This window comes from Caballeronia sp., from assembly GCF_028292365.1.
GTDB lineage: Bacteria > Pseudomonadota > Gammaproteobacteria > Burkholderiales > Burkholderiaceae > Caballeronia.
This window is the reverse complement of the sequence record NZ_JAQGMM010000133.1, coordinates 1-20026: the sequence shown is the minus strand read 5'-3', so window position 1 is coordinate 20026 and position 20026 is coordinate 1. Positions and strand designations below refer to the sequence as shown.

At 60.1% G+C, this 20026-nt stretch carries 15 protein-coding genes, 1 tRNA gene and 1 pseudogene; 7 read left to right on the top strand and 10 right to left on the bottom strand.

Annotated elements, in window-relative coordinates; genetic code table 11:
• Positions 1–8: 8 nt before the first annotated feature.
• The 6 genes from JWR14_RS08125 to JWR14_RS08100 all read right to left on the bottom strand — a co-directional run bounded on the left by JWR14_RS08125 (position 9) and on the right by JWR14_RS08100 (position 6770).
• Positions 9–692, bottom strand: coding sequence for a tetratricopeptide repeat protein (locus JWR14_RS08125; RefSeq protein WP_299704227.1), 684 nt, complete (start codon positions 690–692; stop codon positions 9–11).
• On the bottom strand, positions 689–1597 hold the full coding sequence (locus JWR14_RS08120; RefSeq protein WP_299704224.1) for a hypothetical protein: 909 nt from the start codon (positions 1595–1597) through the stop codon (positions 689–691). The genes JWR14_RS08125 and JWR14_RS08120 overlap by 4 nt, the downstream gene beginning before the upstream one ends.
• 18 nt (positions 1598–1615) lie before the next feature.
• Entirely contained in the window at positions 1616–4012 is a 2397-nt protein-coding gene (locus JWR14_RS08115; RefSeq protein WP_299704221.1) for a N,N-dimethylformamidase beta subunit family domain-containing protein, read from the bottom strand.
• A gap of 83 nt (positions 4013–4095) precedes the next feature.
• On the bottom strand, positions 4096–4536 hold the full coding sequence (locus JWR14_RS08110) for a hypothetical protein (protein WP_299704218.1): 441 nt from the start codon (positions 4534–4536) through the stop codon (positions 4096–4098).
• A 453-nt stretch (positions 4537–4989) separates the two neighbouring features.
• On the bottom strand, positions 4990–5589 hold the full coding sequence (locus JWR14_RS08105; RefSeq protein ID WP_299704215.1) for an ANTAR domain-containing protein: 600 nt from the start codon (positions 5587–5589) through the stop codon (positions 4990–4992).
• Complete coding sequence (locus JWR14_RS08100; protein WP_299704212.1) at positions 5589–6770, bottom strand: transporter substrate-binding domain-containing protein; 1182 nt, start codon at positions 6768–6770, stop codon at positions 5589–5591. The genes JWR14_RS08105 and JWR14_RS08100 overlap by 1 nt, the downstream gene beginning before the upstream one ends.
• Before the next feature lie 420 nt (positions 6771–7190).
• On the opposite strand from JWR14_RS08100, the gene urtA reads away from it, so the two are divergent.
• The 4 genes from urtA (at position 7191) to JWR14_RS08080 (ending at position 13464) form a co-directional block, all read left to right on the top strand.
• Positions 7191–8384, top strand: coding sequence for an urea ABC transporter substrate-binding protein (gene urtA, locus JWR14_RS08095; RefSeq protein WP_299704209.1), 1194 nt, complete (start codon positions 7191–7193; stop codon positions 8382–8384).
• Positions 8385–8453: 69 nt separating this feature from the next.
• Positions 8454–9356 (top strand): urea ABC transporter permease subunit UrtB, encoded by a 903-nt coding sequence (gene urtB, locus JWR14_RS08090; protein WP_299704206.1) that lies wholly within the window; start codon positions 8454–8456, stop codon positions 9354–9356.
• A 235-nt stretch (positions 9357–9591) separates the two neighbouring features.
• Positions 9592–9990: a GNAT family N-acetyltransferase gene (locus JWR14_RS08085; RefSeq protein WP_299704203.1), complete on the top strand. Its 399-nt coding sequence runs from the start codon at positions 9592–9594 to the stop codon at positions 9988–9990.
• 294 nt (positions 9991–10284) lie between these two features.
• Positions 10285–13464, top strand: coding sequence for an EAL domain-containing protein (locus JWR14_RS08080; RefSeq protein ID WP_299704200.1), 3180 nt, complete (start codon positions 10285–10287; stop codon positions 13462–13464).
• A gap of 641 nt (positions 13465–14105) precedes the next feature.
• Here JWR14_RS08080 and JWR14_RS08075 read toward each other — a convergent pair.
• From JWR14_RS08075 to JWR14_RS08060, 4 genes and pseudogenes are all read right to left on the bottom strand, one after another.
• Positions 14106–14450, bottom strand: a pseudogene (locus JWR14_RS08075) (Arm DNA-binding domain-containing protein); the annotation flags it as partial.
• A gap of 171 nt (positions 14451–14621) precedes the next feature.
• A tRNA-Leu gene (locus JWR14_RS08070) sits at positions 14622–14706 on the bottom strand.
• Positions 14707–14840: 134 nt separating this feature from the next.
• The gene (locus tag JWR14_RS08065; protein WP_299704332.1) at positions 14841–15983 is read right to left on the bottom strand and encodes an ABC transporter substrate-binding protein; all 1143 of its coding nucleotides are present in this window, start codon (positions 15981–15983) and stop codon (positions 14841–14843) included.
• Positions 15984–16115: 132 nt separating this feature from the next.
• A complete protein-coding gene (locus tag JWR14_RS08060; RefSeq protein WP_031359892.1) occupies positions 16116–17057 on the bottom strand; it encodes a CysB family HTH-type transcriptional regulator in 942 nt (313 codons plus the stop codon).
• Positions 17058–17277: 220 nt separating this feature from the next.
• Here JWR14_RS08060 and JWR14_RS08055 point away from each other — a divergent pair, with 220 nt between their 5' ends.
• From JWR14_RS08055 to JWR14_RS08045, 3 genes are all read left to right on the top strand, one after another.
• Entirely contained in the window at positions 17278–18957 is a 1680-nt protein-coding gene (locus JWR14_RS08055) for a nitrite/sulfite reductase (protein WP_299704193.1), read from the top strand.
• A 31-nt stretch (positions 18958–18988) separates the two neighbouring features.
• Positions 18989–19528, top strand: coding sequence for a DUF934 domain-containing protein (locus tag JWR14_RS08050; RefSeq protein ID WP_299704190.1), 540 nt, complete (start codon positions 18989–18991; stop codon positions 19526–19528).
• Positions 19525–20026: phosphoadenylyl-sulfate reductase (locus tag JWR14_RS08045; RefSeq protein WP_299704187.1), on the top strand; the 502-nt coding region annotated here is incomplete at its 3' end. The genes JWR14_RS08050 and JWR14_RS08045, both read left to right, overlap by 4 nt.

The window sequence follows — 20026 nt, the reverse complement described above, 5'->3', positions numbered from 1 at the left end:
TCCTGTGGCTAGCCTGGCAAAGGCATCAGGCGTGCGGGTGACGCGCCGCTTGCCGTGCGCGAGCGCCATTGATCGAAAAGCGTGGCCCCAGCGCGCTTCTCTTCAACCGACATGTCCGTCAAAACGTTTTCGAGCGCGTTGAGTGCTGTCCCGACACCGTGCTGCGCGGCAAGAGACAGCCACGCGAACGCCTGCACCCGGTCGCGTTCCACACCGCGTCCGGTCGCGTAACTGAAACCCAGTCGCGCCTGCGAAGGGTAATGCCCTTGTTCCGCCGCCCGCCGGTACCAGCTCGCCGCAGCGGCATCGTCCTGGGCCACGCCGCGCCCCTTTGTGTAGAGGCCCGCGAGATTCGCCTGCGCGAAGGGGTCCCCGTTCTCGGCCGCAATCGTGATCCAGCGCACGCCCTCGACCTCGTTCTGCAAGGCCTCGTGTGCCGACAACATCATCGCGCCGAGATTGGTTTGCGCCTGCGTATGGCCCTGGATCGCGGCCCTTTTGTACCACTCGATCGCCCGCGGCAGATCGGCCGGGACGCCTTCGCCGTTCGCGTACAACGCGGCGAGCCACGCTTGCGCGTGTTGATCGCCGGCGTGAGCGAGGGCCTCGAACAATACGAAGGCTTCGTTGAAGCGGCCCTTCGTGTAGTGCGTCACGGCATCGGCCAGACTGCCTTCCTTGACAGGGTTCATATGTCGTCTCCATTAAAGGTAAGGTCCATGCGCTGAGCGATGCGCGCCTCCAGCAGGGTCTCGAACCAGCGGCGCGAATCGGATTCATCGGCTTGGGAATAGGGCGGGATGCAGGCGTGCAGTAGCCGGTCGCGCCACAGAGGCAGCGAATCGGCGCCATATACGCTGAGGCGGCACACCGTACGCTGCAACGCGATGGGTTGAAGCACGACGACACAGGTACTCCCCGCATGCGTGAGGACGATCAGGTTAGGGAAGAACCACGATGCGTTGACCGTACTGTCGACGCGATGAAAGGACGCGCATCGATCCGTGTCGCCCGGCGCGATCTTTCCTGCTGCGATACGTTGGCCGACGTGTTTCCAGTTGCCCTCGATTTCCAGCCACGTGTGCCCCTGCCGGGACGGCGCATGATGAGAAAAGGTCGGGGCGGAGGTCGCCTGGAACGCGCTTCCGGCCGGGTCCAGATGAACGAACAGCAGGGCCCCCGCCACGGCTGTTCGTACCCCGAGGAGACGCTCAGGCCGCAGCCCGAGATACTGGTGCATCTGCGCACTGGGCTGGCTGGCAGCGTCCGCCAGCAAGGGCGGACGATCGCGACTGTGCCCGCATGACGTGAACGAACACGACGTCTTCGCGCCCTGCCTGCACTGCAAAGGTACGACGCGGCAGCCGCCGTGCTGCGCGAGATTAAAGCGTCCCGCGAGGCGGCCGCTGGCGAGGCGCTGAACATGCACGGCGTGATCGCCGGCGGTGAAGGGCAACAAGTCGCCCGCGCCGGCAATATCCTCGTCGACTCCGATGCAGAGCCATTCGCGGGTCCAGATCGTTTCATCCTCGATCCTGGCGAACGCCAGCGAATGGTAGGCATCGGCGTGCATTCGCGGGGCAACGATTGCACTCATGGTGGGTCTCCCGGAAGATCAGCTCGTTGTGACGACGGCCGGCGACTCATAATCCGCGCGTCCCCGATGCTTGATCGCGCTGTCCGGTGCGGCGGGCAGCGGACCATCGGCGCTGAAGCGGTCGAGTACGTTTCGGGTGAGCCGCGAAATGTTGTTGTCGCAGTTGTTCCAGGGCAGCGACCCGCAATAGGCAATCGAGCTGAACGCAAAGCAGCCGCCGCCGTTCGGGGTCTCATGGAAGGTGATGTCGGCGCGCACACGCGGATGCACCGTGCCGTCGAGGCCTTGCTGGTTGAAGCCGAAGTCTTCCATGACGAGCAGGTACGCTTCAGTGTGCCGTCCGGCCGAAGTCGCAACCGTCAGGATATGCGGCGGCGAGCCGAGCATGGTATCGACAATATCCAGTTCCAGTCCCGCCGCGCCGCCACCGACCAGACCGAAGTTGCCGAGCTTTTCGTCATATTCGATGCCTTCGAACGCCCAGCCGACGCGATCGTCCAGACTCTCCGGCGTGCGCGAAAAATAGCTGGAGATATCGAACCCTTCCGATGACATGCCGGTGCCCGCAACCGAATGGAGATAGCGTCCCCGATAGCGCCACATCCCGCCGAGCTCGCCCGTGCCCTGATGGTAGTACTCGCCCGGATCCGCGCGCCATGTGCGGATGCCCGACTCGCAGCGGCGCATTTCCGTCACGACGCCGCGACCGACGTCCTCGTAGGCGGGGTGATACGAATGGACCCAATACCAGCCGTCCGCGCCCATGTACATGATCCGGCCGCCGCGCTGCGTGTAGTCGTGCAACGCGTCGAGTTGCGCGCCGGAATTGTGCTCGGGGTGGGAGCCCGTGATGATGACGTTGTAGTCCTCGAGCCGCGCGAGTCCGTCGTAGGTCAGGTCTTCGTCGGTGAAGACGTCGTACTCGTAACCGAGCGTCTCGAGCCAGTACACCAGATGCAGGTCCGCCGGATATTGCCAGGGCGCCTGGGCGAGGAAGTGGTCGTACTTCGGCCGGATGCTGAGGATCGGACGCAGCCGCGTGGAGAGGCAGATGCCGCTGCCGTCGGTGTGGGTATCGTAGATCGATCCGCCATATTCGCGATGCTCGGACAGGAACATGTTCTGCTGCTGCATGATCGGCACGCGGTACACGAACAGTTCCGCCCCGCCCGCGTTGCAGGCCACGTGTTCATTCGCGTACGCCATGTAGCTGATGGTCGGCACCATCACCGCGATCTTCGACTTCTTCGCGCCGAGCTTCGGCACGATCCAGAAGGGGATGTAATCCTCGTCGCCTTCGGACGTGGTCAGTTTCGCCGCGTAGAAGCGGCTTTTGATGTCCTCCGGCACGGTCCATTCGAAGCTGACATCCCAGCGCGCGTTGTCGAGATCGTCGTCGTGAAAGTGGATCGCGCCATACTCCTTTTGCGCATGCTTCCAGTCGAAGTTGCGACCGGCCCAGTTGTAGCCGGTGAGCGCGCGGGTCGGACAATTCACCAGGGATGCATTGAACTTGTAGGGACCCTGATCGCGGCAAACGATCGTATCGATGCCATCCGAGAAATCCCACGCAGCGACAATGCATTCCGAAAGCGGTCCGGTCGGGCCGGAATTCCGGCGCTCGGTGAGACCCGGCTGAACGCCTGCCTTCATGGTCTCTATCTCGGCACGCGTGAGCGCGCGATTGCACAGGCGCGGGCTGTCGATCTTGCCGTTGTAATGGCCGCCGATCAACACGCCTTGCGGTAGCGACGAGCGGCCGATCGGGCCGCTTTCCAGGCCTTTGACATAGCCCGCAATGACGAGCGGGTAGTCGGCATGCGCAATGGCATCGGCAAATTGTGCTTCGACCGGCGCAATCACCGGATCAAGCGCATAGACGATCTGCGGTTCGTGATACAGCATGACCGCGCCGGTATTTGCGTCGAATGTGGCGGCGAGGAAGTGCCAGGCGTGATCGCGCAGGCGCGCACCCGTCGTGAAGGTCCTGCCGTTGATGCGCAACTCCGCGCAGCCTTGTTCGTTGATGAACAGGCCGTAGCCCGCATCGTCGGACCATTTGGTGATGAGCCCTTGCGCGCCGTGCTTCCAGTAGCGCGCGTCGGTGCAAGGTGTTGTCGGCCAGATCCAGCATTGCAGCGTAAAGCTCTCGACCCGTAGTTGCGGCGCGTCTTCCACATAGGCGTAAGAGCCGCCGTAGACCGCTTGCGCACGGCCATCGTAGGTGGCTTCGCAGTCCGCCATGACGGCTTTTTCAACAAAGCCCGGGCCTCGCGGGTTGGTGTCGCCGTTGATCATTTGAACGATCGACGCGCGATACTGCGCCGGGCCGTCACAGTTGACATAGAACTTGATCGTGTCGCCCGGATGCACGCTGAATTTGTCCGCGTAGCCGGTGAGTCGCATCGCACACATGGTAATTGGCTCCTGCCTTCATGCCGCTCATCGAGCGGTGGTCGTAGGGATACAGCATCGAAAGAGACGTTGCTACGCGCGAATCAGGTCACCGGCCAGTTGTCGTCCCGACGCTTGTAGCCCTGCGTATAGTGTTCCGGCATGCCGTCGGTCTCGGGCATCTCGTCCAGACGCATCAGGAAGATCGTGTGCTGGATGTCCTGTTCGCTTGCGTATATTTCGTCTGTGGCGAACACGGGCGGGACGCCGCGAATGCCTGACAGGCGGCCGATGCGCCATTCGGCATCGACCTTCGTGCAGATGATCACCAGTTTGTTTTTCGGCGATGCCCCGCGCATGCGCAGCAGCACGCGCCTGAGATCGGCGTGTTCGTGCGTGCCGCCGGTGACGACGGTGGTGTCGCCGGGCGTGCCGCACCTGAGGACCGAAAAGCCCGCCACGCCATGCATGGACTCGGTGCATTCCTTGTGAAGCGCGATCAGCCGATCGCGTTCCGGCGTTCCTTTCTTCGGAATCGGTATCATGGGTTCATCCTCTTCAGGAAATTTGGAAGGATTACGAATTATTAATGTCGGAGCGCCAATGCAAGTCGATCGGTCCGGCATCCGCTTTACCAGACCGAACCGACATGTGACACGCGTCAAAACGCAAAAAGCCCGATCGCCAGGAACACTGGCAAATCGGGCTTTTTGGCCGTTACCGCCCGAGACGTCTTTGTCTCGTCCGGCATCAAGAGGGTGCGCTTTGTTGCTTCCGTTCCGCTTCGATCAACAGAAACGAATACGTGGTGCGTCGATCTTAATGCAACAAGCATGCCCACATTTTCGGGTCATGGCGATTTCACTTCTGGCGCTTGTGCTGACTGATGCTGCGTGTAGTGCGGTCTCTTGTGCATCAAATTCGCGCCTGGATCATATGCGCAATCGAGGTGCGTCTTCGGATTGGTTTGGTGCGCATCGCACTGCATGCGTGAAGTCTTAAGTCCTGACAGCTGCCGCTCTCACGATTTCGTCGGCTACCGATTCTATGTGCAAGTGATTCACGCGCGCCTGCGTTTGAAGGAGAAGGTATGCGTCTTTATCGGAGATCTGTTGGGTCTTCATGAGAATCGACTTCGCGAGTTCGATCGTCCGTTGCTTGGCGGATTTTTCTTCCACCCGCCTGATGTTTTTCTCAAGTGTTTTTTGCGTCTTGTGCTGCGCGAGCGTCACCGCAATCGCGGTCAGTATGCCAAACGAACGCACCGGCGACGGAATTACGCTGAACGCATTCAGTTGCATGACCGCCTGGATCACCACGGGGTTCTCATAGGTGACCACCGGAATGATGGGCGGCGCGCCTTCCTGGCCGAGCCACTCGAAATGACATGCCGCAGTCTGCGGATTCACCGCCATGATCACCAGGTCGACATCGTGGAGTTCCGCGTCCAGGTTTGGCCAGCACACCTGGACCTTGCAGCCGATCCGCTTCAGGTGCCCGAGCAGTTCATCCCGGTCCTGGTCGGGCGGGTGCACGACCGCTATGCGCAGCGAACGTATGTCCTGCAAGGACTGCAGCGTGGGCTGGCTGCGCGTCATCAGCGGCTCCCGGCGACCGTGGGGGCGAGGCCTTCGAATTGACCGCCCTCGGCCGGCTTGTGCGCGATCACGAAGGGATCGGCGCGCACGCGAGCGGGCATCGCGGCGACGATGTCGAATTGGCCTGAAGCGTTGCATCGGCCAATACGCGTATGCAGATAGGCGTGGTGGTTTTCCTCGTCCATGCGGATGCGTCCTTGCGGCGCATCGAACTCCATGCCCGGTAAAACGCGCAACAGCGACACCGGGTTGTCGCTGCCGGATGACCCCATGCTGCGCATGGCATTAGCGAGCACGTGCATCTGGAAGTAAGCCGCCTCCCAGCACATGTTGGTGACGGCGTCGCCGCCCATGAAGCGACGGTAATTGTCGATGCAGGCGCGGTTGGTAGGGGTATCGACAGACTGGAAGTAGGAGGCCGAGGTGAAATGGCCTTCGCCGAGGTGCGCGCCCATTGCGGCGATTTCCGCTTCCGATGTCGTCACGCTGGCAATGGGAATTGCGTTCGGGTCGAGGCCGCTTTTTGCGAAGCTGCGGTACAGGCGCTCGACACCTACGCCGACCACCGTCGAGAAAACGAAGTCCGGCGAAAGCGCGGCAATGCGGTCGGTGATGGTCCGGTAACTGTCCTCGCTCGCGTCGAGCGGCACGTAGATTTCATCGACCGTTTCGCCGCCGCGCTCGAACACGAAGTCCTTCATGATGCGATTCGTCTCGTACGGGTAAATGTAATCCGAGCCGAGCATGAACACGCGCGAACCGAAGTTCTCCAGCATGTAGTCCGCGAGCGGCACGCAGGTCTGGTTGGGCAGCGTGCCCGTGCAAAAGACATTGCGGCTGTATTCGAAGCCTTCGTAAAGCGTGGGGTAGAAGAGCAGCGCATTGTGCCGCTCGACCACCGGAATCACGGCCTTGCGGCCACTGGACATATAGCAGCCCATGAAGAGCCGCACGCCGTCCTCCACGATCAGTTGTTCCAGCATGGAAGCATAGTTCGCGGCAATGGAACCCGGATCGCGCAGATACAACTGGATCTGCCGACCGTTGATACCGCCGGCCTGGTTGATCTCGTCGGCCGCGAAGAGGGTGGCGCTCTGCTGCGTGGATTCGATAAGACCGGTTACCCCCGTGGTCGAATACACCACACCGATTTTCACGGGTTCATACATGGGCGAAGACATAGTGAGCTTCCTGTTGCGCCGACGCGCCTTTTCGTTATTGCCTCGATTCGCCCAAACTTGTGCGCAGGGACCGTGATGCGCACAGTTGAAGTGCGCGTCTGCCACAAATTGGCGTGCCGAATGCAGGCACGGCCAGACAAAAAAAGAGACTTCATGAGCTTGCCGCGTCGTCGTTCATTCAATGTATAAGGCGGTGCCAAGCGGGTGGCCGAATCGAATCCGGATGCGGCCATTTTTGGCATGAACCTTGCTGACTAACGTTCGTGATCTGGAGCAGCACGCCAGTCCTGCAGACCGATCATAGTGAATTCCGCCGCATGTGACAAAGGTGTCATTTGCGGCAATGGCCAAAAAGCCCGACAACTAAGTCATCCTTAGTTGCGGGCTTTTTTTCGTTTACCTTTTCTCGATGAAGGCACCATGAAGAATTCTCGCCGCGACTTTTTGAAGACCGCCGCCGCCGCGACTGCCGCCAGTGCGATCCCGGGAGCGCTCATGCTGGGCGCACGCGCGGCAAACGCCGCGGACCCGATCAAGGTGGGCATCCTGCATTCGCTGACCGGCACGATCGCGATCGCCGAAGCCCATGTGGTGGATGCCGAAAAACTCGCTATCGACGAGATCAACGCCGCCGGCGGTGTCATGGGCCGGCCGATTTCGCCGATTGTCGAAGACGGAGCCAGCGACTGGCCGACCTTCGCGGAAAAGGCGCAGAAGCTCGTCGAGAGCGACAAGGTGGCGGCCGTGTTCGGCTGCTATACCTCAGCCTCGCGCAAGGCGGTGCTGCCGGTGTTCGAACGCTATAACGGCCTGCTCTATTACCCGACGTATTACGAAGGGCTGGAGATGTCGAAGAACATCATGTACACCGGGCAGGAAGCCACGCAGCAAACCATTCCCGCGGTCAACTGGCTGGCGAAGAACAAGGGCAAGAAGTTCTACCTGATCGGCTCCGACTACATCTGGCCGCGGACGACCAACCGCATTGCCAAGGCGGCAATTGCCAAGGCCGGCGGCACGGTGCTTGGAGAAGACTATTTCCCGCTGGGCGCAACCGAGTTCTCGTCGGTCATCAGCAAGATCAAGGCGGCCAAGCCGGACGTGATTCTCTCGACGATTGTTGGTGGTTCGAACGTTGCTTTCTACAAGCAGCTCAACTCGGTAGGCATCACGGGCAAGAACCAGGCAATCATGGCGCTCGCCGTGACCGAGGAAGAAGCGATCGGTATCGGCACGGACAATCTGGTGGGAGTCTATTCGTGCATGGGCTATTTCCAGAGCGAGAAGAACCCTCAGAACGAAAAATTCGTGAAGGCCTTCAAGGCGAAATATGGACAGGACCGTGTGCTTGGCGACACGCTCGAAGCGGCCTATACGGCGGTCTATTTGTGGAAGCTGGGCGTCGAGAAAGCGCAGAGCACCGACGTCGCCAAGGTGGTGGCCGCGTCATCCGGACTCGGCTGGAGCGCGCCCGAAGGGGACGTGCATTTTCATGTCAGCAACCATCACTTATGGAAGCATTCCCTCATCGGGATGTTCAAACCCGACGGCCAGGTCGACATCATTTACGAATCGCCGCTGATCGAACCGAACCCCTTCCCGAAGCTCGGTTAAGTCGCTTGATGAAGAACATCGAGAGCCCTGTTTCCTGGCGCTCCCGATGTTCGCTTACAGGGTCGCCCCATGTCTCTTGACACCTTTCTCGTCCAGGTATTCAACGGCTTATCGCTATTCACGGTCCTTGCCTTGATGGCGGTGGGCCTTGCCATCGTCTTCGGGTTGATGGGCGTGATCAACATGGCGCACGGCGAACTCATGGCGCTGGGCGCGTATATGACCTATATGACCGCGGTGATATTCCAGCGCTGGCTTCCCTCGCTGATGGGCGCCTATTTCCTGGTGGGAATCGTGATTGCCTTCACCGTGACCGCGGCTGTGGGTTTCGTGCTCGAACGGGTCATGATCCGCCGTCTCTATCATCGTCCCCTCGACACCATGCTGGCAACCTGGGGGCTCTCACTGGTGCTCCAGCAGGTGTATCGCCAGACATTCGGGCCGATCGATGTCAGCGTCCCTACGGTGAGCTGGCTGCAGGGTGCCTGGAACGTGACGCCGAACATTGCGCTGCCGCTCAGCCGCATCTTCATTTTGTTCCTGACGTTCGCGGTGGCGCTCGTGGTTTACCTCTTCCTTTTCCGTAGCCGATGGGGGCTGCGCATTCGTTCGGTGATGCAAAATCGCGCGATGGCGGGCGCGGCCGGCATCGATACCGAACGGGTCGACGCCGTGACGTTCGCAGTGGGCTGCGGGCTTGCCGGGATCGCCGGCAGTGCGCTGACCATGCTGGCATCGACGGGTCCCGCGACAGGGCAGCAGTACATTGTGGACACGTTCATCGTGGTCGTATTCGGCGGGATCGAAAGCTTGCTGGGAACCTTCCTTTCAGCATTCGCGATTGGCCAGCTTCAGTCGATGTTCGAACTCCTCCTGAGCGGCTCGATGGCCAAGGCGAGCATCCTGCTCCTCGTGATTGTCGCGCTGTATTTCAGGCCGCAAGGGCTATTCGCGCTGAAGTTGCGACGATGACGGGTCGCGGTGCGCGAAGGGAGAAGGGTAACGCGACGACCTGGGCCGGACCGGGCGGCTAAACCGGCCGGGTATGGATTCGCCGAGGCTTTCCGCTATCGTATCGAGCTTGGGATTGCCAAGTAAAGTATTCAGCAAGATGGCAACGATCAACGAAATCCTTGCGCTTGATTTGCTCACGCTGCGCGAACATACCTAGCGCGCCGGCGACATCCTCGATGCCGATCAGCATCGCGTGCGCTTGCAAGCGTCGCTGGAGGTCTGCGCAGTTTGTTCGGTGCGCAACGCGGGTGAACTGGTTGCATACGCAATGCTCCACCAGGAATCGGAAACCTGCTGGTTCGTGAGCGGATTAAGCACGCATCCGCTATCTCGAACGCCGGCAGTAATGTCTGAACTGCTTTCCAAACTTGCCGAGCTTGCCGGCCGAAAAGGGATAGTTGAACTGCGAAGCAACGTTTATAAGACAAAGCACCTATCGATGGTTTTCCATAGGGAACTGGGGTTTCACATCAGGCGCGAGGACGAAACAGCGGTCGGATTCTTCGCCGCCGTCTCGACAATCAGCGGGCGTCCATCGGTTCAGCGCGTTGTCGGCAAGCGTGGCTCGTTGACAGAGGCCGCTCAATCCTGATGCGAAATCTGTGTAATGACCGCTCGCCGGCTCAGTTGACTGTGGTCATACCGTTACGCGAACGACCCTACGCAAATCCGTGACAGGTATGTTACGCACCATAATGCCGCGTTTCCGGCACCGTGTTGGGGAGTTTTAAGCGTTGGCTAAAGAACTTCTTCAACTGGTCGATAGCATGATTGGGGGCCGACTTCAAACCTGACCTGGGTCCGAGGTTCCCGCACGGAGAAACGCAGTGAAACGTCTGGTTTACGGCGCGCGGGGCGAACGCTTCGCAGTCGAGCGGCAGCGCCCATGAAACGCAACCTGTTATTCCGATTTCTCGCGCGCCTTCGTGTCGGCCGCAAGCTGTTGCTGATCTATCTGCTCGACCTGAGCGCGGTGCTGTACATCAGCGGCATCCTGATCCACGAGAAGTACATCGCGATTGACTTCTCTGACAAGGAGCTGATCGGCAATGCCTACGTCGCCGCCGCGCATGACGCGCTCATCGACTTTGCACTCGCGGGGGCTGGGCAGCCGCGGACAGCGGCCCAATTGCAGCGCACGGCGAACCGGCTCGTCGACGCAGAGGGCCGCTATGGCGCGAACATGCAGAGTGCTGAAATCAATGCGCGCGTGCTCGCCGTGCTCGCGGCCAGTGCAATGCCGCAAGCCAGCGCCGCGACAGTGGACGGTGGACTCAAGGCGACACGCGAACTGGTGACGCGGGTCGGCAACCAGTCGAATCTGATTCTGGATCCAGACCTCGACAGCTACTATTCGATGTCGCTGTCGATCCTGCGCTATCCAGAGCTGCTCGATGACGTCAACCGGATCGGCCGCCACCTGCACGATGCCGGCACGAGTCGTCGCGCCACACCGATGAGTCGTGACGAGATGCGCACCCGCTACCTCGTGCTGGAAGGGCAGCTCGACGCAGTATTGCAGGGGCTGCGTTCCGACTACGCGGAAGCTTCAGCCGCGAACGCCCCGCTGGCAGGTACGATCGGTCCACCGGTCGGGCGCATGCTCGCCGCGATCGACGCGTATCGCCGTGTGGCCGGCGCCGCGGTCGATGCCGGCTCGACTGTGGACACGCTTACCGCGCTCGATGGCGCGCAGCAGCGCGTGGTGGCGAGCGTGAGCGACGCGTGGAGTGTGACCGGCAATCAGCTCGAAAGACTGCTGAGTGAGCGTGTGCGCGGCCTCTTTGAGCGGATGTGGCTGCATCTCGGCACAGCGCTATTTCTGCTGTGCGCGATCCTGAGCATGGTGTACTTCGTCGCACAGCAGATCTCGCGGCCACTGCGCCAGCTCGCGCGCGTGATGGACACGGTGCGGCGCACGGGCGACCATTCGCTGCGTGCCAGTTGGCATAGCCAGGACGAGATCGGCCAGCTCGTGCGAGGCTTCAACGACATGCTCGCTCAGCTCGACCGCGAGCGCGATGTGCAGAAGGAACTCGCGGCGACAGCGCGCGCGTCGGCCGCGCAGCATGCGCTCGTCGAGGCGACCCCAGTGCCGATGGTCGTCACAGCGATCCCGGGGCACGAGGTGCTGCACGTGAACAAGCCCGCACTTTACTGGCTGAATGGCTGCACGGTCGACCCGTGGGCCTTCGGTCTCGACTCGGAGGTTCGCGCGCGTTTCTTCCAGCAACTCTCCGACCGCGAGGCAGTCGACGAATTCGAGGTGCACTGGAAAGCCGCCAGCGAACCCACTTGGGCCATGTTGTCAGCGCGGCGCTTCAACTTCCAGGGGCGTGACGCCGTGTTGACCGCATTCACGCCGATCAACCAGATTAAACTGATGGAGCAACGCCTCGAGCTGTGGGGCAAGGTCTTCGAGGCGTCATCCGAAGCGATCCTGATTCTCGATGCGCAGCGACGGCTCGTGACTGCCAACGCGTCGTTCTATCGTGCGACGGGGTATCGTCCCGACGAAGTGGCGGGCCGGGAACCCGCTTTTCTCTTCGGCGCGCAGGAGCATGACGACATTTTCCCGACCGTTATTGATTCGGTCGATCGCTTGAGCGCATGGCATGGCGAAGCGCACGTGCGTCGGCGCGCGGGCAGCGACTATCCGGCGTGGCTGATGCTGAGCGCGGTGCGCGATCGACGCGCGAACGTGTCCCACTACATCTGTACGCTGATCGACATCACGGACCGCAAGAAGAGCGAGGCGCGCATCCAGTTCCTTGCCGAGCACGACGTGCTGACGGAGCTGCCGAACCGCGGGCTGTTCGTGAAGCGCCTTGACGTCGCGCTCGGCAACGCGCGCCGCACGGGGCGGCGCATCGCGGTGCTGTTCATTGATCTCGACCGCTTCAAGAACGTCAACGATTCGCTGGGCCATCACATCGGCGACAACCTTCTGCGCTCAGTCTCGCGCCGCCTGTTGCAGGCCGTGCGCAGCCGAGACACGGTTAGCCGCCTCGGAGGCGACGAATTCACCGTGATCCTGAACGGCGTCAGCAACGCGGCTGACGTCATGCGCACAATCGATGAGCGTTTGCTGCCGCTGGTGCGCCAGCCGCACGAACTCGGCGGCCACACTCTACAAGTGTCGTGCAGTGTCGGCGTGGCGCTTTTCCCCGACGACGGCGAGGACATCGAGACGCTGATGCAGAACGCCGACACCGCGATGTACCAAGCGAAGGGGGCGGGACGCAATCTTGTCAAGTTCTTTGCGCCCGACATGGCCGAGCGCGCGCGCTACCGGTTGACGCTCGAAGCGTGCCTGCGCACTGCAATCGGAACGCAGGAGTTCCGGCTCGAGTACCAGCCGTGCGTCGATGCGCACACGGGCACACTGGTGGCCGTCGAAGGGTTGCTTCGCTGGAACAGCCCGCAGATCGGCATAGTGTCACCCGCGCAGTTCATTCCGGTCGCGGAAGATACGCGGCTCATCATTCCGATCGGCGCGTGGGTGATAGACGAAGCATGCCAGCAGATCGCCGCGTGGGATGCAGAAGGACTGATGCCAGTGCGCGTCTCGATCAACCTGTCAGCGATCCAGCTGAGTGGGCGGGACTTGATCGGGACGCTCGCTGACAGTCTCGCGCGGCATCGCGTCGACCCGTGGCGTCTCGAACTCGAGATCACCGAGACCGTCCTGATGGACAACGCGGAGAACTATCTCGCCACGATCAACGCGATCCGCGCGCTCGGGGTCAAGCTATCGCTCGACGATTTCGGCACCGGTTACTCAAGCCTCAGCTATCTGAACCGCTTTCCGCTTGACCGGCTCAAGATCGATCGTGCGTTCGTGCTCGACATGCTTGATGCCCCGGCGGACCTCGCAATCATCCGCGCGATCATCGAACTCGGTCACGAACTGGGTCTGCGCGTGGTCGCCGAGGGTGTCGAGAACGAGCATCAGGCCCGCATCTTACGTACGATCGGTTGCGACGAGCTGCAAGGCTTCCTGTTCTCGAAGGCATTGTCGCCTGCCGATTTGTGGTCCTGGACAAACGCGCGCAAGGTGGCGTGAACGGCTCGCCCCGCGTCGCGGCCGCCGTACTGACTCGCGAGAATCGCGGTTACGATCCGCGGGTAGCGGTTGGAGAGTCGATGAACGATACGTAACGGAATCTGATGGACATATTTGGCAACGCCATGTATCAATCGTCCCAGTAATTCGAGCGAAGTCGGCTTTTGAATGAAGTGATCGAGAGCCTAGCACCGAGGGCCATTCAATGATCGCAACGTTCGTATTGACTGCTGGGAAAGTGGCTGTTTGCGCATTGAAGTCTGGCGATAGAGATTGACAACACTCTGCGTGTCGGCGTTGAACGTCTCAAATGGCAGAATGTCGTCCCACGCGGTGGGCAGTAGTTGACCCGAACAACATGCCCATTGGGTCGGACGTCCAATATGAGGTCGAACCGGGACATCCGGCCGATCAACGTCTTTCGTTGTTCGCTATCGTATCCATGATCTGCTGCCGTCTCTGGTACGCCATCGCGGATACAGACTAGCGCACGCAAAGTGGCAACCGTGACAATGGCGCCCAAACCCGGCGGCAGCCTATCCTGCCATCGCTTTTTCAATGTCGTATTTCGGCTTAGAACTTGTGCGTTTTTCGCGAAGTTGATCCACTTAGTTTGCGAGGTTGACTGTCGGATTCCGCACCGTCTTGCGTTCTTCCATCCAGCCATTGGCGACGACTTCAAATGAATTGGCTGCCGCGATACGCACAGCGCGTTTTTCTGCTTTCTTCGCCTCGCCAGGGTCTATTCCCACCGCAAGCTTTTCGCGCGCGTTTTCGCGTTTCTTGCTAGCTGCCGCTAGCGACACAGCTGGATACGCGCCGAGCGCGAGCGTTTTTTGTTTGCCGACGAACCGATAGTTCATCCGCCAGAACTTCCCGCCGGACTTATCGAGCTGAAGGTACATGCCGCCACCATCTGACAGGCGGTTACCGGTTCCGTCGAAGTTGTAGCGTGCGTTCCTAATCTGGATGTCGGTGAGCGGCATGTTGGTATCTCGAAGCGGAGAAGTGCGTTTGCGAGGTCGATACCAACAAAAGTGCCACCCGATACCAACAGATGTCCACGGAACATCTCCGCTCAGCTAAGACAAAAAACCCGCGAAGCCTTGAGCTGGCGCGGGTTTCTATACTTCTCTGGAACTTACCGGAATATTTTGTGGTGCCCGGGGCCGGAATCGAACCGGCACGCCTTGCGGCGGGGGATTTTGAGTCCCCTGCGTCTACCAATTTCACCACCCGGGCAAACAGCATTTGAACCAGCCGACTGGAGGCGGAAAAATACGACGCCAACCGGCAAGTCAGCGATTATGCCGAAAATCGTTTCCGCGGGCAAGCCCTTGTACACCCGCAGCAGACAACCGCGTTCATCGGTCCATTCACTGGCTCAAATACGTGAACTGGCCGTTCTTGATGATGCCCATCACGCTGGCGCGCTGATCCAACCCGACGTGATCTGTCGCGCTGGTGTTGACCACGCCGTTAGGCACAACCAGTTCATGCGCGTGTTCCAGCTCCGAGCGCAAGGCCACCCGAAACGCCACCGTCCCCGGCTGCCCGGCCTTCAGCGCACGTCCCACCGCATCCTGCAGCCGCGGATAGACCCCGGCCGCATCGCCGGCAAATTGCGTGACCGTACCCTTGCCATACTTGGCTTCGTAAGCATCAACAAAAACCAGCGCCGCTTTCTTCGAGGGATGATCCGCAGGCAACGTCCGCGCGACCACCACCGGCTGGGTCGGGAACAGCGTGCCTTCCACGTCCTTGCCGCCGAGCTTGATGAACTCCGGCGTCGCAATGCCGTGCGTCTGATAAATCGCGCCTTTATAACCGCGCTCGATCAACGTGCGTTCCGGCAACACCGTCGGCGTTCCCGCGCCCGCAATCAGCACCGCGTCCGGCTTCGCGGCCATCAGCTTGAGAATCTGCCCGGTCACGCTTGCGTCGGTGCGATTAAAGCGCTCGCTCGCGACCACCTTGATATGGCGCAATTCGGCGAACTTCGAGAATTCGTTGAACCAGCTATCGCCATAACTATCGGCGAAACCGATAAAACCGACCGTCTTCACGTTCCGGCTGACCATCGTGCGCGTCATCACGTCGGCCATGGCGCGGTCGGTCTGGGCCATCTTGAACGCCCACACCTTCTTGCCTTCCTGCGGTTCGACAACCGATGCCGAGCCGATCAGCGTAATCATCGGCGTCTGGTATTCGGCCACCGGATCAAGTGCCGCGAGCGCTGCCGGCGTGATGTTCGGTCCGACGATCACATCGACCTTGTCTTCTGTAATCAGCTTGCGGATATTGCGCACGGCCGCGCCCGGGTCGGAGCCATCGTCGAGAATGATGTATTCCGCTTGTTGACCCGCAATAGTCTTCGGCCACATCAGCATGGCGTTCTTGCTCGTGATGCCGATAGCGGCCGCCGGACCCGTACTCGACAAATCGATACCGACTTTCAGTTGCGCGCTGGCCGCTGCGCAGAAAAATGCGAGTGCGCTGAACATCAACGCCGGGCGCATGAACTTCGACAACTTCATTGGAAAGTCTCCGCGAAGAGGTGTGGTTTAAAAATGCTGAAGTGTGGGATGACAAAAATCGCGCGGCGCGAGTTTCGACGCGAGCGTTGCCCGCGTCGTGATCAAAGCAGTCAACTAAAGCTCGTAAGTTTCGTGCTCGCCCGACAGCGCCTGCTCGATCAGCTTCCGATTCATGGAAGGCGAGAGCAGTTCGACCAGCGTGTACACATAGCTGCGCAAATATGCGCCTTGTTTCAAAGCCAGCCGCGTGACATTCGTGCCGAACAGATGCCCGACGGGCATCGCGCGAAGGTGTTTATCGCGCTCGGGGTTAAACGCGATATCGGCCAGGATGCCCACGCCGAGACCCAGCTCGACGTAGGTCTTGATCACGTCGGCATCAATGGCTTCCAGCACAATGTCCGGCGTCAGGTGACGCAGCGCGAACGCCTGGTTGATTTTCGAGCGGCCAGCGAACGCGTTGTCGTAGGTGATGATCGGGTATTGCGCGAGGTCGTCGAGCGTCAGCAGCTTGCGCTCGAGCAGCGGATGGTCCGGCTGCACCACGGCCACGTGGTGCCACTGGAAACAAGGCAGCGAGACCAGTTCCTTATAGTTGGCGATCGCTTCCGTGGCGATGGCAATATCCGCCTGATCATGTATGACCATTTCCGCGACCTGCGTCGGGCTGCCTTGCAGAATTGAAAGGTGCACCTTCGGAAAGCGCTTCTTGAATTCCGCAATGGCGTTCGGCAGCGAATACCGCGCCTGCGTATGGGTGGCCGCAATCACGAGATTGCCCTGATCCTGCGCGGCGTAATCTTTACCGACGCGCTTCAGGCTTTCCACTTCCTGCAAGATTTTTTCCACCGATGCCAGGATAATTCGCCCCGGCTCCGTCAGCGAACGAACCCGTTTGCCGTGACGTGTGAAGATCTCGACCCCGAGTTCATCCTCCAGCTCGATGATCGCCTTCGATACCCCCGGCTGCGACGTAAACAGCGCTTTAGCGGCTTCGGTGAGGTTGTAGTTCTGCCGGACGGCTTCGCGCACGAAACGGAACTGGTGCAGATTCATATATAACCCATCCGCATATCAAAGTAATTTATCAGTCGTTTGCAATATATAGGAAGTTTATTACCATCGAGCCAATTTTTCCAATATCGATATCTGTATTTGTCATAAGCAAATGAACACACCGTCCGAACGGCGTTCCAGGCAATGACTCTACTTATGACGATGTGCGGCGTGGCTAGGACGCCGTACTGATGGAACTACTAAAAACTGGGGCCCCCGAATGTATCAATACGATCAGATCGACCAGAAAATCGTCGACGAACGCGTCGCTCAATACAGCGACCAGGTGCGCCGCCGTTTGTCCGGCGAGTTGAGCGAAGAAGAATTCCGGCCGCTGCGCCTGCAGAACGGTCTCTATATGCAGCGTCACGCGTACATGCATCGCATCGCGATTCCGTACGGCAACTTGCGCAGCGACCAAATGCGCATGCTCGGCACCATCGCGCGTGAACACGACCGCGGCTACGGCCACTTTTCGACGCGGACCAACATTCAGTTCAACTGGATCGAGCTCGAGGAGACGCCGGAGATCCTGCGCAAGCTGGCATCGGTGCAAATGCACGGTATTCAAACGTCAGGCAATTGCATCCGCAATATCACCGCCGATCAATTCGCTGGCGTCGCGCCCGATGAAATCGTCGATCCGCGTCCGTGGGCCGAAATCCTGCGTCAATGGTCGACTTTTCACCCCGAGTTCGCATGGCTGCCGCGCAAGTTCAAGATCGCGGTGAACGGTTCGGTGGAAGATCGCGCGGCCGTGCAAGTGCACGATCTGGGCGTCTATCTGAAGAAGAACGCTGACGGCGAAGTGGTCGCGAGCATCCTCGCGGGCGGCGGTTTGGGCCGTACGCCTATTGTTGGCGCGATCATCAAGGAAGATCTGCCCTGGCAGCATCTGCTGACCTATTGCGAAGCCGTGTTGCGTGTCTATAACCGCTACGGCCGTCGCGACAATATCTATAAGGCGCGGATCAAGATTCTCGTGAAGGCGCTGAGCCCCGAGAAGTTCGCGCAGCAAGTGGAAGAAGAGTGGGCGCATTTGAAGGACGGTCCTTCCACGCTTACGCAAGAAGAGCTCGACCGCGTGTCGCAGTTCTTCGCACCGCCAGCATATGAAAAGCTGCCGGATACGGATGCGTCGTACGAAAAGCATCTCATCGATAGCAAGCCGTTCGCGCGCTGGATTGAACGCAACGTGCGTCCGCACAAGGTGCCGGGTTATGCGTCGGTGACGTTGTCGCTGAAGCCCACGGGCATTGCCCCGGGCGATGCAACGGACAAGCAGATGGAAGCCGTCGCCGATCTCGCCGATGAATTCTCGTTCGGTGAAATCCGCGTCTCGCACGAGCAGAACCTGATCCTCGCGAACGTGAAGAAGCGCGATTTGCATACGGTGTGGGAACGCGCGAAGGCGCTGGGTTTCGCGACATCGAATATTGGTTTGCTGACCGACATCATTGCGTGCCCGGGCGGCGATTTCTGCTCGCTCGCGAATGCGAAGTCGATCCCGATTGCACAAGCTATTCAGGAACGTTTCAGCGACCTCGACTACGTGTACGACCTTGGCGACCTGACGCTTAACATCTCGGGTTGTATCAACGCGTGCGGTCATCATCACATCGGGAACATCGGTGTGCTGGGTGTCGATAAGGACGGCTCGGAGTGGTATCAGGTCACGCTCGGCGGCGAGCAAAGCTCGGGCGCGACGGGCGCGCATCTTGGCCGCGTGATCGGCCCGTCGTTCTCGGCGGAAGAGATGCCCGACGTGGTGTCGCAAGTGATCGATACGTTCGTTGAGAACCGCATTGAAGGCGAGCGGTTCATCGAGACGTATGGCCGTATCGGCATCGCACCGTTCAAGGAACGCGTGTACGCGTCGCGCCAGCCGGCGCATGCTTGAATCTGTAGGTTGAGTCGCAAAGGATCAGCACATGGCTTTGATTATCAAGAATCGCGAAGTGGTGGAAGACGACTGGACGGTGGTGCGTGCAGCTGAAGATGGCACGCTGCCCGCAGTCGATGCATTGTTGCCCGGCAAGGTGATCGTGCCTTTCACGTGGTGGAAAGAGCACAAGAACGCGTTGACATCGGCGCACAAGAAAGAACCGATCGGCGTGTGGCTCGCTCCCGACGATGAACCCGCCGAACTGGTCGAGGACTTCGACAAGATCGCGCTGATCGCCGTCGATTTCCCGAAGTTCAGCGATGGCCGTGGTTTCAGCATCGGCCGTCTGCTGCGCGAGCGTTATCAGTGGAAGGGCGAGTTGCGGGCTATCGGCGACGTACTGCGCGATCAGTTGCGTTTTCACGCACGTTGCGGTTTCGACGCGTTCGCCGTTCGCGCCGATAAAGACATTCACGACGCGTTGAATGCGTTCGCTGAATTGAGCATCCCGTATCAGGGTGCAGTCGACAATCCGGAGCCGCTGTTTCGCCGTCGTGGCGCGGCTGCCACCGGAGTGTCTGCATGAATGCCGAACTGCAAGCCAAAGTCGAACGTCTTGACTCTCTGCTCGATTCCATCGCGCAACGTCATGCGAACGTCAAGCTAGCCAGCAGTCTCGCCGCCGAAGACATGTTGCTCACGCACGCCATTCTTTCGCGCGGTGTAAAGATCGGCATCTTCTCGCTGAACACCGGTCGTCTGCATGCTGAAACGCTGGGCATGATTGATCGCGTGAAAGAGCGTTATGGCTACGACATCGAACAGTTTCATCCGCAGCCGCAAGCGGTTGAGGAGTATGTTCGGGATCACGGTCTGAACGCGTTTTATGAGAGCGTCGATCTGCGTAAAAGCTGTTGCGGCATTCGTAAAGTTGAACCGCTGAATCGCGCGCTGAAAGACGTGAGCGCGTGGGTCACGGGACAGCGACGCGAGCAATCCGTAACGCGCGTAGAGTTGCATGAAGAAGAGCACGACGCGCCGCGTGGCATTGCGAAGTTCAATCCGCTCGCGGACTGGACCGAAG

What these genes read in the sequence shown, in the direction of transcription:
- JWR14_RS08055 (WP_299704193.1), top strand. Translation starts at nt 17,278, where the DNA reads ATGTATCAATACGATCAGATCGACCAGAAAATCGTCGACGAACGCGTC.
- JWR14_RS08065 (WP_299704332.1), bottom strand. Translation starts at nt 15,983, where the DNA reads ATGCGCCCGGCGTTGATGTTCAGCGCACTCGCATTTTTCTGCGCAGCG.
- urtB (WP_299704206.1), top strand. Translation starts at nt 8,454, where the DNA reads ATGTCTCTTGACACCTTTCTCGTCCAGGTATTCAACGGCTTATCGCTA.
- JWR14_RS08120 (WP_299704224.1), bottom strand. Translation starts at nt 1,597, where the DNA reads ATGAGTGCAATCGTTGCCCCGCGAATGCACGCCGATGCCTACCATTCG.
- JWR14_RS08100 (WP_299704212.1), bottom strand. Translation starts at nt 6,770, where the DNA reads ATGTCTTCGCCCATGTATGAACCCGTGAAAATCGGTGTGGTGTATTCG.
- JWR14_RS08125 (WP_299704227.1), bottom strand. Translation starts at nt 692, where the DNA reads ATGAACCCTGTCAAGGAAGGCAGTCTGGCCGATGCCGTGACGCACTAC.
- JWR14_RS08115 (WP_299704221.1), bottom strand. Translation starts at nt 4,012, where the DNA reads ATGTGTGCGATGCGACTCACCGGCTACGCGGACAAATTCAGCGTGCAT.
- JWR14_RS08060 (WP_031359892.1), bottom strand. Translation starts at nt 17,057, where the DNA reads ATGAATCTGCACCAGTTCCGTTTCGTGCGCGAAGCCGTCCGGCAGAAC.
- JWR14_RS08050 (WP_299704190.1), top strand. Translation starts at nt 18,989, where the DNA reads ATGGCTTTGATTATCAAGAATCGCGAAGTGGTGGAAGACGACTGGACG.
- JWR14_RS08080 (WP_299704200.1), top strand. Translation starts at nt 10,285, where the DNA reads ATGAAACGCAACCTGTTATTCCGATTTCTCGCGCGCCTTCGTGTCGGC.
- urtA (WP_299704209.1), top strand. Translation starts at nt 7,191, where the DNA reads ATGAAGAATTCTCGCCGCGACTTTTTGAAGACCGCCGCCGCCGCGACT.
- JWR14_RS08110 (WP_299704218.1), bottom strand. Translation starts at nt 4,536, where the DNA reads ATGATACCGATTCCGAAGAAAGGAACGCCGGAACGCGATCGGCTGATC.
- JWR14_RS08105 (WP_299704215.1), bottom strand. Translation starts at nt 5,589, where the DNA reads ATGACGCGCAGCCAGCCCACGCTGCAGTCCTTGCAGGACATACGTTCG.